The 19022-nt window shown below is 65.6% G+C and carries 15 protein-coding genes; 8 read left to right on the top strand and 7 right to left on the bottom strand.

What is annotated here, in order from left to right; translation table 11 throughout:
* Positions 1–50 precede the first annotated feature (50 nt).
* The 3 genes from recF to dnaA form a co-directional block, all read right to left on the bottom strand.
* Positions 51–1130, bottom strand: a complete 1080-nt coding sequence (gene recF / locus JMF82_RS04055; RefSeq protein ID WP_201313259.1) for a DNA replication/repair protein RecF — start codon at positions 1128–1130, stop codon at positions 51–53.
* A gap of 94 nt (positions 1131–1224) precedes the next feature.
* Positions 1225–2325, bottom strand: coding sequence for a DNA polymerase III subunit beta (gene dnaN / locus JMF82_RS04050; protein WP_201313258.1), 1101 nt, complete (start codon positions 2323–2325; stop codon positions 1225–1227).
* Between the two features lie 250 nt (positions 2326–2575).
* Positions 2576–3931 (bottom strand): chromosomal replication initiator protein DnaA, encoded by a 1356-nt coding sequence (gene dnaA, locus JMF82_RS04045; RefSeq protein ID WP_201313257.1) that lies wholly within the window; start codon positions 3929–3931, stop codon positions 2576–2578.
* Between the two features lie 213 nt (positions 3932–4144).
* Between dnaA and rpmH the strand changes: the two genes are divergently transcribed.
* The 6 genes from rpmH (at position 4145) to JMF82_RS22185 (ending at position 11986) form a co-directional block, all read left to right on the top strand.
* Positions 4145–4282, top strand: coding sequence for a 50S ribosomal protein L34 (gene rpmH, locus JMF82_RS04040; RefSeq protein ID WP_038622724.1), 138 nt, complete (start codon positions 4145–4147; stop codon positions 4280–4282).
* Between the two features lie 14 nt (positions 4283–4296).
* Positions 4297–4695, top strand: a complete 399-nt coding sequence (rnpA, locus tag JMF82_RS04035; RefSeq protein WP_201313256.1) for a ribonuclease P protein component — start codon at positions 4297–4299, stop codon at positions 4693–4695.
* Between the two features lie 58 nt (positions 4696–4753).
* Positions 4754–6457, top strand: a complete 1704-nt coding sequence (yidC, locus tag JMF82_RS04030; RefSeq protein ID WP_201313255.1) for a membrane protein insertase YidC — start codon at positions 4754–4756, stop codon at positions 6455–6457.
* Positions 6458–7126: 669 nt separating this feature from the next.
* Entirely contained in the window at positions 7127–8467 is a 1341-nt protein-coding gene (gene mnmE / locus JMF82_RS04025; protein ID WP_201313254.1) for a tRNA uridine-5-carboxymethylaminomethyl(34) synthesis GTPase MnmE, read from the top strand.
* Positions 8468–8664: 197 nt separating this feature from the next.
* Positions 8665–9165 (top strand): hypothetical protein, encoded by a 501-nt coding sequence (locus tag JMF82_RS04020; protein ID WP_201313253.1) that lies wholly within the window; start codon positions 8665–8667, stop codon positions 9163–9165.
* A gap of 280 nt (positions 9166–9445) precedes the next feature.
* Positions 9446–11986 (top strand): DNA translocase FtsK 4TM domain-containing protein, encoded by a 2541-nt coding sequence (locus tag JMF82_RS22185; RefSeq protein WP_201313252.1) that lies wholly within the window; start codon positions 9446–9448, stop codon positions 11984–11986.
* 131 nt (positions 11987–12117) lie between these two features.
* Here JMF82_RS22185 and rbsK read toward each other — a convergent pair whose 3' ends face one another.
* Both rbsK and JMF82_RS04005 read right to left on the bottom strand, forming a co-directional pair.
* Positions 12118–13020: a ribokinase gene (gene rbsK, locus JMF82_RS04010; protein ID WP_201313251.1), complete on the bottom strand. Its 903-nt coding sequence runs from the start codon at positions 13018–13020 to the stop codon at positions 12118–12120.
* A 95-nt stretch (positions 13021–13115) separates the two neighbouring features.
* Positions 13116–13550, bottom strand: a complete 435-nt coding sequence (locus JMF82_RS04005; protein ID WP_201313250.1) for a hypothetical protein — start codon at positions 13548–13550, stop codon at positions 13116–13118.
* A gap of 141 nt (positions 13551–13691) precedes the next feature.
* Here JMF82_RS04005 and JMF82_RS04000 point away from each other — a divergent pair, with 141 nt between their 5' ends.
* Positions 13692–14390: a glutathione binding-like protein gene (locus JMF82_RS04000; protein ID WP_201313249.1), complete on the top strand. Its 699-nt coding sequence runs from the start codon at positions 13692–13694 to the stop codon at positions 14388–14390.
* Between the two features lie 123 nt (positions 14391–14513).
* Entirely contained in the window at positions 14514–16787 is a 2274-nt protein-coding gene (locus JMF82_RS03995; protein WP_201313248.1) for a S9 family peptidase, read from the top strand.
* A 187-nt stretch (positions 16788–16974) separates the two neighbouring features.
* On the opposite strand, the gene JMF82_RS03990 is transcribed toward JMF82_RS03995, so the two are convergent.
* Together JMF82_RS03990 and hslU are read right to left on the bottom strand one after the other, a co-directional pair.
* Complete coding sequence (locus JMF82_RS03990; protein ID WP_201313247.1) at positions 16975–17589, bottom strand: hypothetical protein; 615 nt, start codon at positions 17587–17589, stop codon at positions 16975–16977.
* A 35-nt stretch (positions 17590–17624) separates the two neighbouring features.
* A complete protein-coding gene (gene hslU, locus JMF82_RS03985) occupies positions 17625–18965 on the bottom strand; it encodes an ATP-dependent protease ATPase subunit HslU (protein ID WP_201313246.1) in 1341 nt (446 codons plus the stop codon).
* Positions 18966–19022: the final 57 nt, after the last annotated feature.

The raw sequence follows: 19022 nt of genomic DNA, 5'->3' as shown, positions 1-19022 counted from the left end.
CGCCCGGTTCGGCGCCGTGTAAAGGCCGGGCGGAATACACAATTCGTTGATTATAGCAGGGGGTTGAGGGTGCCTTGTTCCACGTGGAACACGCGCGTCGTGGCGTCCTGCAGGGCTTCAGGGACATCAGTGCCTGTCACCAGTACCTGGGCCCCGACGCCCTTGAGCCGGTGCACGAGCGCCGCCTGGTGAGCCTTGTCGAGCTCGGAAGCCAGGTCGTCCAGGCAGACCACAGGCCACTCGGACTTCCGCTCGGCATAAAGCGCGGCCTGGGACAGCACGCAGCCCAGCGCCGTCAATTTCTCCTGTCCACGCGACAAGTGCTCCCGCTGGGGGGCGTGCTCAAAAACCACGGACCAATCGGCCCGATGAGAACCCAGGGTCGTGTGCCCCCGGGCGAGATCCCTGCCCCGCTGCGCGGCCAGCAGTTCACCCAGATCGGCGTCATCCGACCAACCGCGCTTGTAGCGAAGTTCGACGCCACCCAGCTCAGGGAGCAAGGCTTCCATCGCCTCTCCTATATGGGGGCGAAGAGCGTCCAGATAAACCCGCCGTTGCCTGTCGATGATCTCCGCCGCGGAAGCCAGCTCGGCCTCCCAGGGCAGAAACAGGGCATCCGCGACGGGTCCTGGGGCCCGCAGAAGACTGTTCCGCTGCTTGAGCGCGCGCTGGTACCGTCGCCACGCCAGGAAAAACTCATGTTCCACGTGGAACACGCCCCAGTCGAGGTATCGCCGCCGCTCTTCCGCGCCTCCTGCAATGAGCGCGTGAGATCCCGGCTCGAAGCAGACGACGGCGCACTCGCCCACCAGCTCGCTCAGCGTGACCACCTGGCCATCCATGCGGGCTTCCCAGCGAACGCCCTGGCGGCCCAGGCCAAGCCGCCGGGCCTGCCCGTCCTCGTGGCGCAACTGGGCAAATATCGAAAGCTGATCAGCACCCCGCTGAAGCAAGGCGTCCTTGGCGCCGGCCCGGAAGGATCGCGCATGGGAAAGCAGGAAGGCCGCTTCCAACAGGCTGGTCTTCCCTGCTCCGTTGGGGCCGGCAAACACGGTGACGCCGCCGGACAGCGGCACGGTGACATCCGCCAGGCAGCGCAAGCCCTGGATGCGCAGGCTTTCCAACCGCATTACCGGGCCCTCGAAGCAAGAACGCCGGAGCGTCTTGCGACGACCCCGGCGTTCCCATGCAGCGTGCCCTGTTCCGGCAAACGCTTGCCCAGCATCAGAGGCGCAGCGGCATGATCACGTGGCGCGCCTGATCGCTGTCGTCTTCCTGCACCAGGCAGCTCGACTGGGCGTCGCGCAGGTTCAGGCGAGCGCGTTCACCCCGCAGGGCGCCCAGCGCGTCGAGCAGATAACCCACGTTGAAGCCCACGGCGAGATCGGACACCACCGTCTCCGCCTCGACCTCTTCCACGGCTTCTTCCTGCTCCGGATTGTGCGCCACGATGCGCAGCTTGCCCGGCGAAAGCTCCAGCTTCACCCCGCGATACTTCTCGTTGGACAGAATCGCCGCGCGCTGAAGCGCGCCACGCAGGACTTCGCGATCGAGCGAAGCATGCTTGTCGGCACCAAGCGGGATGACCGCCTCGTAATCCGGGAAACGACCGTCGATCAGCTTGGAGGTGAACACGACGTCGCCACGGCGCACGCGCAGGTGATTTCGGCCAAATTCCAGCTCGACCTGGCCATCGCCCGTCTCGAACAGACCGATCAACTCGTTCACGCCCTTGCGCGGAATGATGATCTGGCGTCGTGCGGCCACCTTGCTGTCCAGCTTGGTTTCCTTGAGCGCCAGCCGGTGACCGTCGGTGGCGACGCAGCGCAGCGTGTGTTCCTGCAGGTCCAGCAGCATGCCGTTCAAGTAGTAGCGCACGTCCTGGTTCGCCATCGCGAACGCGGTGCGCTCCATCAGGTCGCGCAGGACTTCTTCAGGCAGCGATACGCGCTCGACCAGTTCGATCTCATCGATGGTCGGGAACTCGGTGGCGGGCAGCGTGGCCAAGGTGAAACGGCTGCGGCCTGCATTCAGCGCCACGCGATCGCCATTGAGCTTCAGGTCGATCTGGGCGCCATCGGGCAGTGCGCGCACGATGTCGAACAGCTTGCGCGCCGGAATGGTGATCTCGCCGTCCGCCAGCTTGTCGGCCCCGGTGGTGGCGACCATTTCGACTTCCAGGTCGGTGCCCGTCATCGACACTTTGCCGTCGGCGACCTTCACCAGCAGGTTGGCGAGCACCGGCAGGGTCTGGCGGCGTTCGACGACGCCGACGACCTGCTGCAAGGGCTTAAGCAGAGCTTCTCGTTGAATGCTGAATTGCATGTATGCGCTTCCCCTAAACCTGCTTTTCTGTTTTTAAAAGAAGTTCTGTGGTGGTGGTAGGCGGCGTGGATAACTTTGAAAACCGTAAAAATCCTTGAGAATCAAATAATTGCGTGATTCTCGGGTTGTGTTCCAAAGCGTTGGATGATTGTGGGCCAGATGTGGATAACTTTGCTGGCCAAATCGTCCACCTATTATCCACAGGTTGCCACGCCACTTTTCAAGCCATTAGTGCACAACCGCCGCCTTCTCAGCCGGTAAGGATGCGGATCAATTGTTCCCAATCCTGCCGCATCCGCGTGTCTGTCTCGCAAAGCTTCTTGATGGTGCGGCAGGCGTGCAGCACCGTCGTGTGGTCACGGCCGCCGAACGCCTCGCCGATTTCCGGCAGGCTGTGCTCGGTCAACTCCTTGGACAGCGCCATCGCGATCTGCCGCGGGCGTGCCAGCGAGCGCACGCGGCGCTTGGACAGCAGGTCCTGCAGGCGCACCTGGTAATAGTCGGCCACCGTCTTCTGGATGTTCGGCACCGTCACCGCCTGCGCGTGCGTGGCGAGCAGGTCGCGCAGCGTTTCTTCCGCGAAATCGATGGTGATCGGCTTGCCGTAGAAGTTGGCGCGCGCCGCCAGCGTGTTCAACGCGCCCTCGAGGTCGCGCACGTTGGAGCGGATGCGCTTGGCCAGCAGCATCGCCACGTTCTCCCCCACCGCGACGCCCTTGTCGTGCGCCTTGGACAGCAGGATGGCCGCGCGCGTCTCGAAGTCCGGCGGCTCGATGGCCACCGACAGGCCCCAGCCCAGGCGCGACTTCAGGCGTGGTTCGAGCTTGTCGACTTCCTTCGGGTAACGGTCGCAGGTGAGGATGATCTGCTGCTTGGATTCGAACAGCGCATTGAAGGTGTGGAAGAACTCCTCCTGCGTGGTGTCCTTGCCGGCGAAGAACTGGATGTCGTCGATCAGCAGCGCGTCCACCGAGCGGAAGCGGCGCTTGAACTCATCCATGCTCTTGGTGCGCAACGCCTCGATCATCGAGCCCACGAACTGCTCCGAGCGCAGGTACAGCACCTTGAAATCCGGGTTGCGCTCGCGCATCAGGTTGCCGGTGGCGTGCATCAAGTGCGTCTTGCCCAGGCCGGTGCCGCCGTACAGCAGCAGCGGGTTGTAGGCGCGGCCCGGGTTCATCGCCACCTGCATCGCGGCGGCCTTGCCCAGCTGGTTCGACTTGCCCTCGACGAAGGTTTCGAAGGTGTAGTGGGGGTCCAGGTTGTGGGTAAAGCTGGGCGCGACCGGTTCGGCCACCACCGGGGCGGGCGCCGGCGCGGCCTTGGGCTGGGCGGTGGCCGCCTTGCCGCTGGCGGTGGCCCGGGGCGAGCTGGAGCCCACCTCCAGCCTCACGGTCAGCTCATGGCCGGTCAGCTGGCTGATCACCGTCTCGATGCGTGCCAGGTAGCGGTCGCGCACCGTATCCAGGGTGTACGGGTTGGGAGCAAACAGCTGAAGGCCATGGGTGTCGTCGCGTGCCTGCAGCGGCATCAGCCAGGTGTGCAGGTCTTCGGCGTTCAATTCGCCCTCGAGACGCTCGAGACAGCGCCGCCACAGGTCACTCATGGATACTTTTCAACCACTGGAAGGAGCGCTTTCGCGCGGGGTGGACCGGCAAGTCTAGCAGCACGAACCCTCCGTCATGGCATGGATATCCACATGGATATCCACAGGAAGCGAACAGGCCCCTGTCAACCCTTTTGAGCAGGGATTTGACAGCGCCCGTCGCAAGCCCGCATAATTTCCAACCTTTTTATCACTTTAACTTCGGACAGAGCCATGTCGAAGCGTACCTTCCAACCCAGCAAGCTCAAGCGCGCCCGTACCCACGGCTTCCGCGCCCGCATGGCGACCGCCGATGGCCGCAAGGTCCTGAACGCACGTCGCGCCAAGGGCCGCAAGCGCCTGATCCCGTAAGCGGCGCGCTCACCATGCGTGCCGCCGGCCTGCCGCGCGAGGCGCGGCTTCGCCGCGCCGGTGATTTCGCTGCTCTGCGTCATGCCAGCGGCCGCTTCGGCGGCCGCTGTTTTTCTGTGCGCTATCGTCCGAACGATCTGGACCACCCGCGCCTGGGCCTGGCCATTTCCAAGCGCGTGTCCAAGCGCGCGGTCGATCGCAACCGCATCAAGCGCCTGGTGCGCGAATCGTTCCGGCGCCACCGCCTTGAGCTTCCGCCCATCGACCTCATGGTGATGGCGCGCGAGCAGGCCGTGAGCCTGCCGGGCCCGGAGCTGCTCGACGAATTGCAACTGCTCTGGAAGAAGCTGCGCTCCGTGAGGCTCGAGGCCACATTGAAGCCGGGCGATGCGGCCGGCACAATCGTGCGTTGACCTTTATCCACCCTCTTCCGCGGCCCGTTGTCGCGGCATGCACCGGATCTGCTCCGCGATGAATCAAACGCGCACGTTCCTCATCTTCGCCCTGCTGGCCGTGGCCTATCTGCTGTTCATGGCCTGGGAGAAGGACTACAGCCCGCAGCCGCCCGCCGTCGCCGCCGCCCCGTCGTCCACCGCCGCGACGCCGAGCGATGGCAGCGTACCGGGTGCAACCGCAGGCACGTCCGCCTCCCCCGCGGCCGTGCCGGGCACCACCACCGAGGCGTCCGCGCAACTCATCACCATCAGCACCGACGTGCTGCGCCTCACCGTGGACACCCGCGGCGGCACCGTGGTGCGTTCGGAATTGCTCCACTATCCGGCGGTGCCGCGCACGAAGAAGGATCCGGACCCCGCGCCGGTGCGCCTGCTCGATGACGAGCGCTCGCAGTACTTCGTCGCGCAGAGCGGCCTGGTGAGCAACCAGGGCACCGCGCCCGACCATCGCGCCGTGTTCCAGGCCGCGCAGGCCAGCTATGCGCTGGCGCAGGGCCAGGACGAGCTCAAGGTCGACCTCACCTGGTCCGATGCCTCGGGCCTGAAGGTCACCAAGACCTATGCGCTGAAGCGCGGCAGCTATGTCGTCAGCCTCGACCAGAAGATCGAGAACGGCGGTTCCGCCGCATGGCAGGGCAATGCGTACGAGCAGCTGCAGCGCGTGGCGCCGGCGCAGCAGAAGAGCTGGTGGCAGAACTTCAGCGATCCGGCGTCGCACAGCTTCTATGGCGCGGCGTGGTACAGCCCCGAAGAGAAGATGTCCACGCTGCCCTTCGCCGACTTCGCGAAGAAGCCCGTGAACCATGCGATCACCGGCGGCTGGGCCTCGATGCTGCAGCACTACTTCTTCGTCGCCTGGATTCCGGCGGCGCAGGACGCCAACAGCTACAGCACCAGCGTGATCAATGCGGACACCGCCCAGCCGGTGTACCTGATCCGCGCGGTGGGTCCGTCGTTGAGCGTGGCGCCGGGCCAGAGCGTGGCCACCGCCTCGCGCCTCTACGTGGGTCCGAAGCTGCAGGGTACCCTGGACACCGTGGCGCCGGGGCTCGACCTCACCACCAACTATGGCTGGCTGACCGTCGTGGCGCAGCCGCTGCACTGGCTGCTGTCGCAGCTGCACGCGATCAGCGGCAACTGGGGCGTGGCCATCATCCTGCTGGTGCTGCTGCTGAAGGCCGCGCTGTGGAAGCTGACCGCCGCGCAGTTCCGTTCCGGCGCCAAGATGCGCAAGCTGCAGCCGCGCGTGACCGCTCTCAAGGAGCGTTACGGCGACGACAAGATGAAGATGCAGCAGGCCATGATGGAGCTGTACAAGAAGGAGAAGGTGAACCCGATGTCGGGTTGCCTGCCGGTGCTCATCACGATGCCGGTGTTCTTCGGCCTGTACCGCGTGCTGATGGAGAGCGTGGAGCTTCGTCACTCGCCGTTCTTCGGCTGGATCCACGATCTTTCCGCGCCCGATCCGTTCTTCGTGCTGCCGGTGATCTACATCCTGGTGATGCTGGCAACGCAGTGGCTGTCGCCGTCGGCCGCGGGCATGGACCCGGCCCAGCAGAAGATGATGAAGGTGATGCCGGTGGTGTTCGGCTTCATGTTCCTGTTCTTCCCGGCGGGTCTGGTGCTGTATTGGGTGGTCAACGGCATCACCAGCCTGGCGCAGCAGTGGTTGATCACGCGCAGCGTGGAGCGCGCGGACGAGAAGGCCAAGGAGGCCTGATCGGCTGCCAGCGTTCGGAAAAAAAGGCCGCTGATGCGGCCTTTTTTTTTTCGTCGAGGTATGACTGCAAACAGTCATCCTCCCCCTTTGTAGGAGCGCACCCTGTGCGCGACAGCCTTTCGCGATGGGCTGCATGGTTTTCCTCTTGAGAGCGGGTTATCGCCTCCGGTAGCCCCGCTTCCGCAAGAGTGCCGCTTACGCAGCGGGCGTTTCGACGTCCTGCCGGCCGCCGAGTCACTTTTCTTTTGCTGGCCCAAAAGAAAAGTAACCCAAAGAAAATGGCCTTCAAAGCCAGGGCTCATGGCAGTACGTGGGATAGAAGCGTCGGTCCACTGAAGCCAGCCGGGACGGGCTCGTTGCTACCTCGAACGGAGCGGCTACACCGCAACGCGTCGATGCGAAGAGGACTCAAGGCAACGTCGTTGAGCCGTGAGGGAATCTATTCGCGCCGCACCGCCGTTTTTCTCCCTCTCCCCTCCGGGGCACGCGGGGAGCGGCCATGGATGGTCGCGGCGTTGAGGAGCGAGGAGAGGGCTGGGGTGAGGGGTGGGTGCTCGCGACAACGCTGCTCATCTCCGTGGGAGCGCACCCAGTGCACGACAGCTTGCCGCGGTCCTTCATTCATGGAGGGCTGACCACGCGATGCAGGCTGCCTGCATAATTCCACCCATGACCTCCACCGACACCATTGCCGCCATTGCCAGCGCACCCGGCGCCGCCGGTGTCGGCGTGCTTCGTGTTTCCGGTCCTGCGGTGCCACGCATGGCGGCGGAGTTGCTCGGTCGCGACCCCGATCCTCGCCGCGCACACTTCACGGCGTTTCGCGATCGCGATGGCGAGCTGATCGATCGGGGGCTGCTGCTCTACTTCCCCGCGCCAGCTTCGTACACCGGCGAACATGTGCTGGAACTGCAGGGGCATGGCAGCCCGGTGCTGCTCGATGCTTTGCTGCGCCGCGTGTGCGCCATGGGCGCGCGCCTCGCACGGCCGGGCGAGTTCACCGAGCGCGCGTTCTTGAACGGCAAGCTTGATCTTGCGCAGGCCGAAGCGGTCGCCGACCTGATCGCCGCGCGTTCGCAGGCTGGCGCGCGAGCGGCCTTGCGTTCGATGGAAGGCGTGTTCTCGCACAAGGTGCATGATCTCCTGCAGTCGCTGATCGGATTGCGCGTGCATATCGAAGCGGCCATCGATTTTCCCGAGGAGGAGATCGACTTCCTCGCCGATCCGGCGATCATGCGGAAGCTCGACGCCCTGCGGGCGCAATCGGCTGAGCTGCTGCGCGAAGCGCAGCGGGGTGTGCGGCTCAATGACGGTTTGCGCGTGGCGATCATTGGACGTCCAAACGCGGGCAAGTCCAGCCTGCTCAATGCGCTGTCCGGCAGCGATCGCGCCATCGTCACCGACATCGCGGGAACCACGCGCGACGTGCTGCGCGAGCATCTCAGCCTCGACGGCATCGCACTGGAACTCGCCGATACCGCGGGCCTGCGCGAAACCGACGATCCGGTGGAACAGGAAGGCGTGCGCCGCGCGCACGGTGAACTTGCACGCGCCGATGTCGCGTTGCTGGTCACGGATGCGCAGCATGCCGAGCATGATCTCTCGCTGCTGGCGGATCTGCCTTCCAGCGTCGAACGCCTGGTGCTGGTCAACAAGATCGACATCGACCATACGGGCGCGGGCTACGAAGAACGCGACGAAGCGGTCTGGGTCCGGGCCTCGGCCAAAACCGGCGAAGGCCTCGATGCCCTGCGCGACCACCTCAAGCAACTGGCCGGCGCCGGCAGCGGCGAAGGCGCCTTCAGCGCCCGCCGGCGCCACGTGCTGGCGCTGGAACAGGTGGAATACCGCCTCGACCGCGCCGACGAAGTCCTGCGCGTGACCCAGGCCGGCGAGCTTGCCGCCGAGGAGCTGCGCCAGGCCCAGCACGCCCTGGGCGAAATCACCGGTACCTACTCGAGCGACGATCTGCTCGGGGCCATCTTCAGTTCGTTCTGCATCGGGAAATAGGACTTGACCGAGTCCTGCCTGGCCCTTGGGCCGAGGCTTCCCAAGCGGATGAAGATCCTCCAAGCTGGTGTCGCCCGCGCCGGCTCGCAATCGAGCTCCCTCGGCAAGGCGCATCCGCATCGTCGTCGATTTACGTCAGCAAGGTTGGCCGGGTTTTTCTGGCCGGTGGATTTCTCTCATAGGATGGAGTGTCCGCGATGTCTCTCGCTCCTCGAGTGTTGTTCCTTTTCGCCGGCGTTGTGCTTTCGGCGTGCGCCGGGAAGCCGACCGTCCTGGATCAGGACAAGCTGCAATCGTTGTCACTCTATGACAAGGACAACCATGCACGGTTTACCGTCTACGTTGCCTGCGAGTCCTCGGACGATCTCTCAGAGGGCATCTGCCTGAGGACGAAGTATGCGTTTGCCGATTGGGCCAGCGACCGAAACATCGTTCTCGGTTCCGTCAGCACGAAGGACGCGTTGTTTACGGAGGACCAGCTGGAGGCGCGGCGGCTTTCCGGGCGGTCCGAGGCCAAGCCTTATGTGATGGCCATTTACTTCAACCCCGAAGTGACGCCCAGCTTCGGCGCCATGTTCGACGGCGCAGGTGCCGTTTCCGTTGCGTCGAACTCCAGGTCAGCCCGCATTGGCTACAAGGCACATCCGCATTTTCGACGCCTCGACGGGAAGGCTCGTCGAGCAGGTGCCCTCCCATGAGACGATCCATGTGAAGCCACAGACGAATGGCGCGCCGTATGTACGCGCCGTCGTCGCTGACCTGGTAGCGAACCTCGATCCCTCCTACAACCCGGACCGGCCGGCTATTCCCGGACGATGACGTTCCAGTCGCTGACCCGCGGTGGTGGGGCTTGGGTGTGATGACATGGGATGGGCTTCAGCCAGCGCATACAGCCGCTTACAGAGCAATCTGCTGACTCGGGTGACCACTGGGCGCTAACATGCTGAGTTTGCACGCGGCGGCATCGAACACTCAGGCATGCTCTCTTTTCTCTTTGGCGGCTTCGGGCTGTCCACGCTCTGGTTGATTCCCCTGTTCTGGCGTCTCGGTGGTTCGCTTGCGAAGCGGCGCGGGTTGTCCACGGGCGGGCAGGGAACGATCCGGTTCTGGCTGGGTGCCTTGCTGGTGTTGCTGGCCAGCGCGACCCTGGAAGGGTTGGTCGTCGACCAGTACACCGATGACCCGCGGCTCGGTGGCGCGGCGTGCCGCGCCCTTTCGCACGGCATCGGGGGTGTCTTTGGCGGCGGGTTGACCACGCTCATCATGCTGGCGGTCATCGCCGCGGCGCTGCCGTGGTATCTCGGCGTGGGTTGGCGGGCGATCTTCCAGCGCTTGTCGGCGGGTGTCGATCGCTTGGCGGCCCTGCTTCAACGCGTTTTCGACGCGCTGGCGAGCCGGCGCGGGCGGACGAACGGTGTTCGCCGCGCAGGCGGTGCGGTGCGTCGCCAGGAACGTACCTCGGCGAAGTCGCGTCGCACGCCTGCGGCCGAACAACGCCGAACCCAGGCTCCGGCGCCATCGCTGCCGCCACGGGCTACGCCGGGCGTCGAATCCGCGCCGTCCGCGGCGCCCATGTCGCCACCCCGCGTGCGTCACGCCGCGCGGCAGGAAAAAATCATCCGCGAACCGTGGCTGGTGCCCAAGCACGGGCCGGCTGCCTCCGCGCCGGCGACGTTGTCGCGCCGTGGCGCTGCCGTGGCCAGTGCGAGCCCGCAGCCGCCGAGCACATCGGCCATCGTGTCGCGAGCTACGGAAACCGCGGTGCGCGCCATGGAACCATCCGCGGCCATGGCCGCCGCGGCACCTGTCGAAGCTGCGCCTGCGGTGGCAGCGGCCATCCCACCGGCGATCGACATCGCGATGGAACCGGCATCGACGCCGATGGAAGCAACGGTCGAATGGGAGGCCACGCCACTCGCGCCGGCCGCGGCCCCCATGCCCATGCCAGGACGCGGCATCGCCGCCAACGACAGCGATCTGGTGGCGGCACCGGTGAGCGTCACGCCGTTGCGCCCTGGCACTCCGCCACGCCAGCGATCGAATGCGATGCTGCCACCGCTTTCCCTTCTGGCTGCGCCGCGCGCCGAAATGGCCGCCATCGACGACGCGCAGTTGGCGGAAACCGGTGAGCTGATCGAACAGCGGCTGCGTGAGTTCAAGGTGCCTGTTTCGGTTGTCGGGGCCTCGGCCGGGCCGGTGATCACGCGCTTTGAGGTGGAACCGGCCGTGGGCGTGCGCGGCAACCAGATCGTCGCGCTGATGAAGGATCTGGCGCGCGGCCTGGGGCGGACGTCCATTCGTGTGGTCGAGACGATACCCGGCAAGACCTGCATGGGCCTGGAGCTGCCGAACGAACAGCGCCAGATGATCGCCCTGTCCGAGATCCTGGATTCCAGCGAATACCGTGGTTCCGACTCGCTGCTCACGCTGGCGATGGGCAAGGGCATCACCGGCGAGCCGGTGGTGGCCGACCTCGCCAAGGCGCCGCATATGCTGGTGGCGGGCACCACGGGTTCGGGCAAGTCGGTCGCGGTGAACGCGATGATCCTGTCGATGCTGTACAAGGCCACGCCCGATGACGTGCGGATGATCATGATCGATCCGAAGATGCTGGAGCTTTCGGTGTACGAAGGCATTCCGCATCTGCTCGCGCCGGTGGTCACCGACATGAAGCTGGCGGCCAATGCGCTGGCATGGTGCGTGGGCGAGATGGAGAACCGCTATCGCCTGATGTCGGACCTGCGCGTACGCAACCTCGCCGGTTACAACCAGAAGGTGCGGGAAGCCAAGGCGTCTGGACGTCCGTTGCTCAACCCCTTCCCCGCGCATCCGGAAGTGCCCGAGACGCTCGATACCTTGCCGATGATCGTGGTGGTGATCGACGAGCTCGCCGACCTGATGATGGTGGCGGGCAAGAAGATCGAGGAACTGATCGCGCGCCTCGCGCAGAAGGCGCGCGCCGCGGGCATCCACCTGATCCTTGCCACGCAGCGTCCTTCCGTTGACGTCATCACCGGCCTGATCAAGGCGAACATTCCCACGCGCGTCGCGTTCCAGGTGTCGAGCAAGATCGACTCGCGCACCATCCTCGACCAGATGGGCGCCGAAAGCCTGCTCGGCCAGGGCGACATGCTGTTCCTGCCGCCGGGCACGGGTTATCCACAGCGCATCCACGGCGCCTTCGTCGCCGACGAGGAAGTGCATCGCGTGGTGGCGCACCTGAAGTTGCATGGCGAGCCCGACTACAAGGACGAGATCCTTGCCGGACCACCCGGCGAAGGTGCGGGCGACCTGTTCGCCGAAGAAGGCGGCGATGCCGAGCTCGATCCCCTCTACGACGAAGCGGCAGCGTTCGTGCTGCGCTCGCGCCGTGCATCGATCTCGTTCGTGCAACGCCAGTTCCGCATTGGCTACAACCGTGCGGCGCGATTGGTCGAGGCGATGGAGGCGGCGGGGTTGGTCTCGTCGATGGGTATCAACGGCCAGCGCGACGTGCTGGCGCCAGGGCCGGTGGACTGACTGCCACCAGCTCGCTCCCTGTAGGAGCGCACCCAGTGCGCGAAAGGCCTACGCAGCGATGACGCCAGAAGGTCGAGTGGCTGCCGCGACAACCGTGCCGGGAGGGCCAGCGAGGCCCCGCGGTCGCGCTCCTACAGGAGGGGAGCGCGGGTAGCCAGGAAGGCCTCGAGTTCCGCGCGTGTGGGCATGCCGCCCTGCGCGCCCAGCCGCGTTACCGACAGTGCCGCGGCAGCACAGGCCTTGCGCACCGCCACGGCCAGTCCTTCGTGGAGGAAGACCGCCAGCGCCGCGTTGAAAGTGTCGCCCGCGCCGGTGGTGTCGACCACGTCGACCTTGAAACCCGATTGATGCAGCGGTTCGCCGTTCTCGCGGAACCAGGCGCCATCGCTGCCGCGAGTGAGCACCAGCGGCGCGGGCGAGCGGTCCATCAGCGAACGGAAATCTTCGCTGGCGTCGGCAGCGAGAAGGATGGCCAGCTCATGCTGGTTGGGCGTGAGGTAGCGCGCGAGCTTGAGCCATTCGAGCGGCAGCGGCTGTGCGGGGGCCGGGTTGAGGATGACCGGCTTGCCGACGCGCTGTCCCAGCCGCAGCGTGGCTTCCACGCTTTCCAGCGGGATCTCCATCTGCACCAGGATCGCATCGGCGCTGGCCAATGCCGCTTGCGCGCGTTCGATCTGGGCTGGCGTGACCCGGGCATTGGCGCCAGGCACCACCACGATGTGGTTGTCGCCTTCGGCCACGGTGATGGAGGCGGTGCCGCTGCTGCAGTTGGCGATGCTGGCGACGTGGTCCAGTCGCACGTTTTCGTGCGCGAGTCCTTCGCGCAGCTGCTCGCCGAACGCGTCGTCGCCCACCGCGCCCACCAGCGTGACCTCGGCACCCAGCCGCGCGGCGGCCACGGCCTGGTTCGCGCCCTTGCCGCCATGCACCGTGAGGAAGCGGTCGCCCAGGATGGTTTCGCCGGGCTCGGGAAAGCGCGGTGCCAACGTCACCAGGTCCATGTTGATGCTGCCGACGACGACGACGTGGGCCATGGGTGCTCCATCACGATGCTGCGGGAAGCGCAGAAGGATACGTGATGGCGAAACTCACGGCATCGCCGCCGGCGGGCGACGATGCCGCCAGGCGCTCAGGGATGCGCGCCGCTGCTGCCCGATGATGCGGGCATGTGCTGTCCGCGTCGTTCTTCCATGCGCTCCATGGCCTTCTCGCGCATGGCCTTTGCCTTCGCGCGTTGCGGCTCGGTGAGCACGGCGTCCACCTGTTGGTTGGTGTCCTGCGCGATGGACATGGCCTTGGCGCGGCGATCGGCAGGCTTGAGGCTGCTGTCGTTGCGCAGCGATTGCAGCTGCTGGTCGCGTTGCTGCAGGAGCGGAAGGATCCTGGCCTGCTGGTCGGACGTCAGCTGCAGCTGCTTGGTGAGGTGGTCGAGCTGCTGCTGCGGATCGATGGCATGCATGTGCTTGGCCGTGGGCGCCGTGGCCGGCGTCCCTTGCTGGGCCCAGGCGGTGCCGGCGAGCGCGAGGCCGAGCGAAAGCAAGACGAGGTGAAACTGACGTGGCATGGTCGTTCTCCTGTCGAATAGGCCAGTGCGGGAACGCGAGTGCGGGCCGGGCGTTGACCCGCCGCCTGCCAGGGCGGCATTGCTTGAATCGGAGCCTATCGCCCCGAACATCAACGAATCGTCCGCCCGAGGTCACCGCCCATGATCGAGCTTCACTACTGGCCCACGCCCAATGGCCACAAGATCACCCTGTTCCTGGAAGAGTCTGGTCTGCCCTACACCATCAAGCCGGTGAACATCGGCAAGGGCGAGCAGTTCCAGCCGGCGTTTCTCGCCATTTCGCCCAACAACCGCATGCCGGCGATCGTCGATACCGCGCCGGCGGATGGCGGCGATCCGGTCAGCGTGTTCGAGTCGGGCGCCATCCTGCAGTACCTCGCCGAGAAGAGCGGCCGCTTCCTGCCCGCCGACGTGCGCGGCAAATACACGGTGCTGGAATGGTTGTACTGGCAGGTAGGCGGGCTTGGACCGATGCTCGGCCAGAACCACCACTTTAATCGCTACGCGCCGGAGAAGATTCCCTACGCGATCGACCGCTACGTCAACGAGACGCGCCGCCTGTATGGCGTGTTGGACAAGCGCCTGGACGGCCGCGCCTTCATCGCCGGCGAGGACTACGGCATCGCCGACATGGCGGCGTATCCGTGGATCGTGCCGCACGAAAACCAGGGCATGACGCTGGAGGATTTCCCGCATCTGCAACGCTGGTTCGAGGCGATTGGAGCGCGACCCGCCACGCAGCGTGCCTATGCGCTGGGCGAGCAGATCAAGGACCGGTTTGACCTCGCCACCGACGAGCAGGCGCGAAAGATCCTGTTCGGCCAAGGCGCGAAAGCCTGAGCCTTGCGCGACGCATCGCTGCCGCTGCGTCGCTTTCCCTGGAAAATCGCTGGCTTCCCCGGGCGCGACGCGTTCTAATCGCCGCTTGTTCTTACGTACGACGCGTCGCCCAAGGACGTTCCCATGCGCGCCCTCCTGTTTGCCGCCCTGACGATGGTGGCCCTGCCGACCATGGCCGAAAAACTTACGATCGAACGCATCTTCGACGGTGGCAGCCTTGCCGGCGCCGCGCCGCGTGGCCTGCAGGTCTCGCCGGATGGCAGCCGCGTGACCTTCCTGCGCGCCAAGCCGGACGACCAGTTCCAGCTGGACCTGTGGGAATACCAGCTCAAGGACAACAAGACCCGCCTGCTGGTGGACTCGAAGAAACTCGAGCCCAACGGCGAGCAGCTCTCCGACGCGGAAAAGGCGCGCCGCGAGCGCGAACGCACCGCGGGCCTGCACGGCATCGTCAGCTACCAGTGGTCGCCCGACGGCAGGCAGCTACTGTTCCCGATCGGCGGCAAGCTCTACGTGTATTCGCTCGCCGCGCCGGATGCGGCGCCCAAGTTGCTGGACACGGGCGACAACGTGATCGATCCGAAGATCTCGCCCAAGGGCCGTTACGTGTCCTACGTGCGCGACCAGAACCTGTGGGTCATCGATCTCGGCACCGGCGAGGCCAGGCAGCTCACCCATGACGGCGGCGGCACCGTGCACAACGGCGAGGCCGAGTTCGTGGCGCAGGAGGAAATGGATCGCAGCACCGGCTACTGGTGGGCGCCGGACGATTCGTCCATCGCATTCGAACGCTACGACGAAGCCCACGTGCAGGTGACCAAGCGCACCGAGCTGTACGCCGACCACACCGACGTGATCGACCAGCGCTATCCCGCGGCCGGCACCCCCAACGTGACGGTGAAGCTTGGCCTGGTGGCGCCCACGGGTGGCCAGCCCCGCTGGATCGACCTGGGCAAGGACGCCGACATCTACCTCACCCGCGTGAACTGGCTGCCGGACGGCAAGCACGTCACCTACCAGCGCATGCCGCGCAGCCAGCAGCGCCTGGAGCTGCGGATCGTCGATGCGAAGACGCTTTCGCAGCGCACCCTGCTCACCGAAACCAGCGACGACTGGATCAACCTCAACAACGACCTCACCTTCCTCAAGGACGGCAAGTCGTTCCTGTGGGGCAGCGAGCGCAGCGGCTATCACCACCTTTACCTGTACGGCATCGACGGCAAGCTCAGGCACGCGGTGAGCGAAGGCGAATGGCCGATCGACGGCCTGCTGGCGGTGAACGAGCACAGCGGCATCGTCTATGTCAGCTCCAACAAGGACGCGGTGCCCGAGCGCCAGGTCTATGCGTTGAAGCTCGATGGCAGCACGGCGAAGGCGCCGGTGCGGATAAGCCAGGGCGCAGGCACGCACCTGGCCGAGTTCGCCCATGATGCGAGCTTCTACGTCGACGACTTCTCCAGCATCGATACGCCCCCGCAGGTCAGCGTGCACAAGAGCGACGGCGCCCTGCTCACCTGGATCGAGCCCAACAAGCTCGACGAGAAGCACCCGTTCTGGCCCTACCGCGACAGCCTGATCAAGCCGGAATTCGGCACGCTGAAGGCCGCCGATGGGCAGACGCTGTACTACCGCGTGTACAAGCCGGCCGGTTTCGATCCGACGAAGAAGTACCCGGTATTCGACACCTACTACGGCGGTCCCAGTGCACAGGTGGTCGCCAACACGTGGGGCGACTACTTCAACCAGTACATGGCGCAGCAGGGCTTCGTGGTGTTCAGCCTGGACAACCGCGGCATGGCGCGTCGTGGCCATGTCTTCGAGGCGCCGATCTACCAGCAGCTGGGCGCGGTCGAGGTGGATGACCAGCTGGTGGGCATCCAGTGGCTGACGTCGCAGCCCTGGGTGGATGGCCGGCATATCGGCGTGTTCGGCTGGAGCTACGGCGGCTTCATGACCACCATGATGCTGGCCAAGGCCTCCGACCAGATCGCCGGCGGCGTGGCCGTGGCGCCGGTGACCAACTGGCGCCTCTACGACACCTTCTACACCGAACGTTACCTCGGCCGTCCGCAGGACAACGACGCCGGCTACACGCGCAGCTCACCGATGGCGTGGCTCGACGGGCTCACCGCCAGGCTGTACCTGGTGCACGGCATGGCGGACGACAACGTGTTGTTCCTCAACTCCACCGAACTGATGGCGGAGCTGCAGAAGCGCGGCACGCAGTTCCAGTTCATGGCCTATCCCGGCGCCAAGCACGGCCTCAACCTGCCGGGACAGCGCGCGCACGTGTACCACCTGATCGAGCATTTCTTCCAGCAACAGGTGAAGGGCGCGGCGTCGGCGGTGCGTGCGGTGAAGGCACCCGACCCGGCACCGGCATCGACCATCCGGTGAAGTCGCCTCTGCTGTAGGAGCGCACCCAGTGCGCGAAAAGCCCACGAAGCGTCGACACCCTCACTCTTGTGTCGCGACGGCCCACCAACGAGGAACTCCAGGGCGCCGCGGTCGCGCACCGGGTGCGCTCCTACAAGGGTGGGCGCACATGAAAAAGGCCGGCTTTTCAGCCGGCCTTTCGTTTTGATTACTGCACGTGTCCCACGCCCGAATCGCCCTGCTCCAGCGGCGGCGGGCTGCCGGCCACGGCGAGCAGCGATGTCGCGTAGCCGTCCTCGATGCTGACGGTGGAGACTTCGTCCCACGAGAAGAACGACGGTTCGCGCAGCCATTCGGCGTCCGGCGAGATCTCCTGCATGTTGAAGCCGTCTTCCTCGACGCCGACCAGGCGGCCGATGTAGCAGACCTCGGCTTCGTCCTCGCTGTCCACGTGCACGCCGATCACCGGTGCCTGCGCGGCGGCGGCCTGGATCACGCTGCGGATGTCGTCCAGCGGAAAGCCCCGCGGCGTGCGCGGCATCAGGTGCTTGAGGGCCAGCGCCTTTTCCATGAAGGGCGCGTGCTTGTCGGGCGCTTCCAGCTCGGAGACGTCGCGATGACGCATCACATACATGCCGTCGTAGGTGATGCCGTCGCCGACCACCCACAACAGGAAGAATTCACGGCCCACGCCGCCCACGTAGCCGCAGAAGCTGCCGTGTTCGAGTTCACCGCGCCACAACCGGACCAGCTGATGCTTCTGCTGCGCCTCGCGCAACTGGGCACGCTGGCCGGTCGTCTTGAGTTCAATCACATTTCCCATGGGGCAATTTTAACAGCCAGGGGACTTCCCCTTGTTTACAGGATGTAACGGCTCAGATCCTCGTCCTTGACGAGCGTTCCGAGGTTTTTATCGACATATTCGTCGTCGATCACGTAGTTTTCGCCGGATTTGTCGGCAGCTTCGTAAGAAATCTTCTCCAGCAGCCGCTCCATCACCGTGTGAAGGCGGCGGGCGCCGATGTTCTCGGTCCGCTCATTCACGTGGAAGGCGACCTCGGCCAGGCGGTCGATGCCGGTTTCGGTGAACTGCACCGAGACGCCCTCGGTGCCCAGCAGCGCGATGTACTGCTTGGTCAAGGCGTTGTTCGGCTCGCGCAGGATGCGCTTGAAGTCGTCCACCGAGAGCGCCGACAGTTCCACGCGGATCGGCAGGCGGCCCTGCAGCTCCGGGATCAGGTCCGACGGCTTGGCCAGCGAGAACGCGCCCGAGGCGATGAACAGCATGTGGTCGGTCTTGATCGGGCCGTACTTGGTCGACACGGTCGAGCCTTCCACCAACGGCAGCAGGTCGCGCTGCACGCCTTCGCGGCTGACGCCCGCACCGCCCCACTCGGAGCGCTGGGCGACCTTGTCGATCTCGTCGATGAAGACGATGCCGTTCTGCTCGGCGGCCTGCATGGCCTGCGAGCGCACCTCTTCCTCGTTGAGCAGCTTGGCCGCTTCTTCCTCCACCAGCAGCGGGCGCGCCGCCTTGATGGCGAGCTTGCGCTGCTGGGTCTTGGCGCCGCCGATGTTCTGGAACATCTGGCGCAGCTGCTGGCCCATCTCCTCCATCCCCGGCGGCGACATGATTTCCACGCCGACGTTCATGGCGAAGTCGAGTTCGATCTCGCGATCGTCCAGGGCGCCTTCGCGCAGCTGCTTGCGCAGCTTCTGGCGTGTGTCGTTCTGCGCGTCATGGGCCGGCGCCGGGTCGTGGGTCCAGTCGGTCGGCTGCTGGCGGCGCGGCAGCAGCGCATCGAGGATGCGGTCCTCGGCGCGGTCTTCGGCCACCGAGCGCACGCGCTTCATGGCCTGCTCGCGGGTGAGCTTGTAAGCGACATCGGCAAGGTCGCGCACGATGGACTCGACGTCCTTGCCGACATAGCCCACCTCGGTGAACTTGGTGGCTTCCACCTTGACGAACGGCGCATTGGCCAGCGTGGCCAGGCGGCGCGCGATCTCGGTCTTGCCCACGCCGGTGGGACCGATCATCAGGATGTTCTTGGGCGTGACTTCGTCGCGCAGGCTCGGTTCGAGCTGCATGCGGCGCCAGCGGTTGCGCAGCGCGATGGCCACGGCGCGCTTGGCGTCGTGCTGGCCGATGATGTAGCGATCGAGTTCGTTGACGATTTCGCGGGGAGTGAGTTCGGACATGGGAGGTCACCGGAAAAAGGGTTTTCGCCGTCATCCCGGCGCAGGCCGGAATCCAGT

Origin of the sequence: Dyella sp. EPa41 (genome assembly GCF_016586165.1) — a bacterium.
In the GTDB taxonomy this organism is placed as follows: Bacteria; Pseudomonadota; Gammaproteobacteria; order Xanthomonadales; family Rhodanobacteraceae; genus Dyella.
This window is presented reverse-complemented; position numbering and strand designations above follow the sequence as displayed.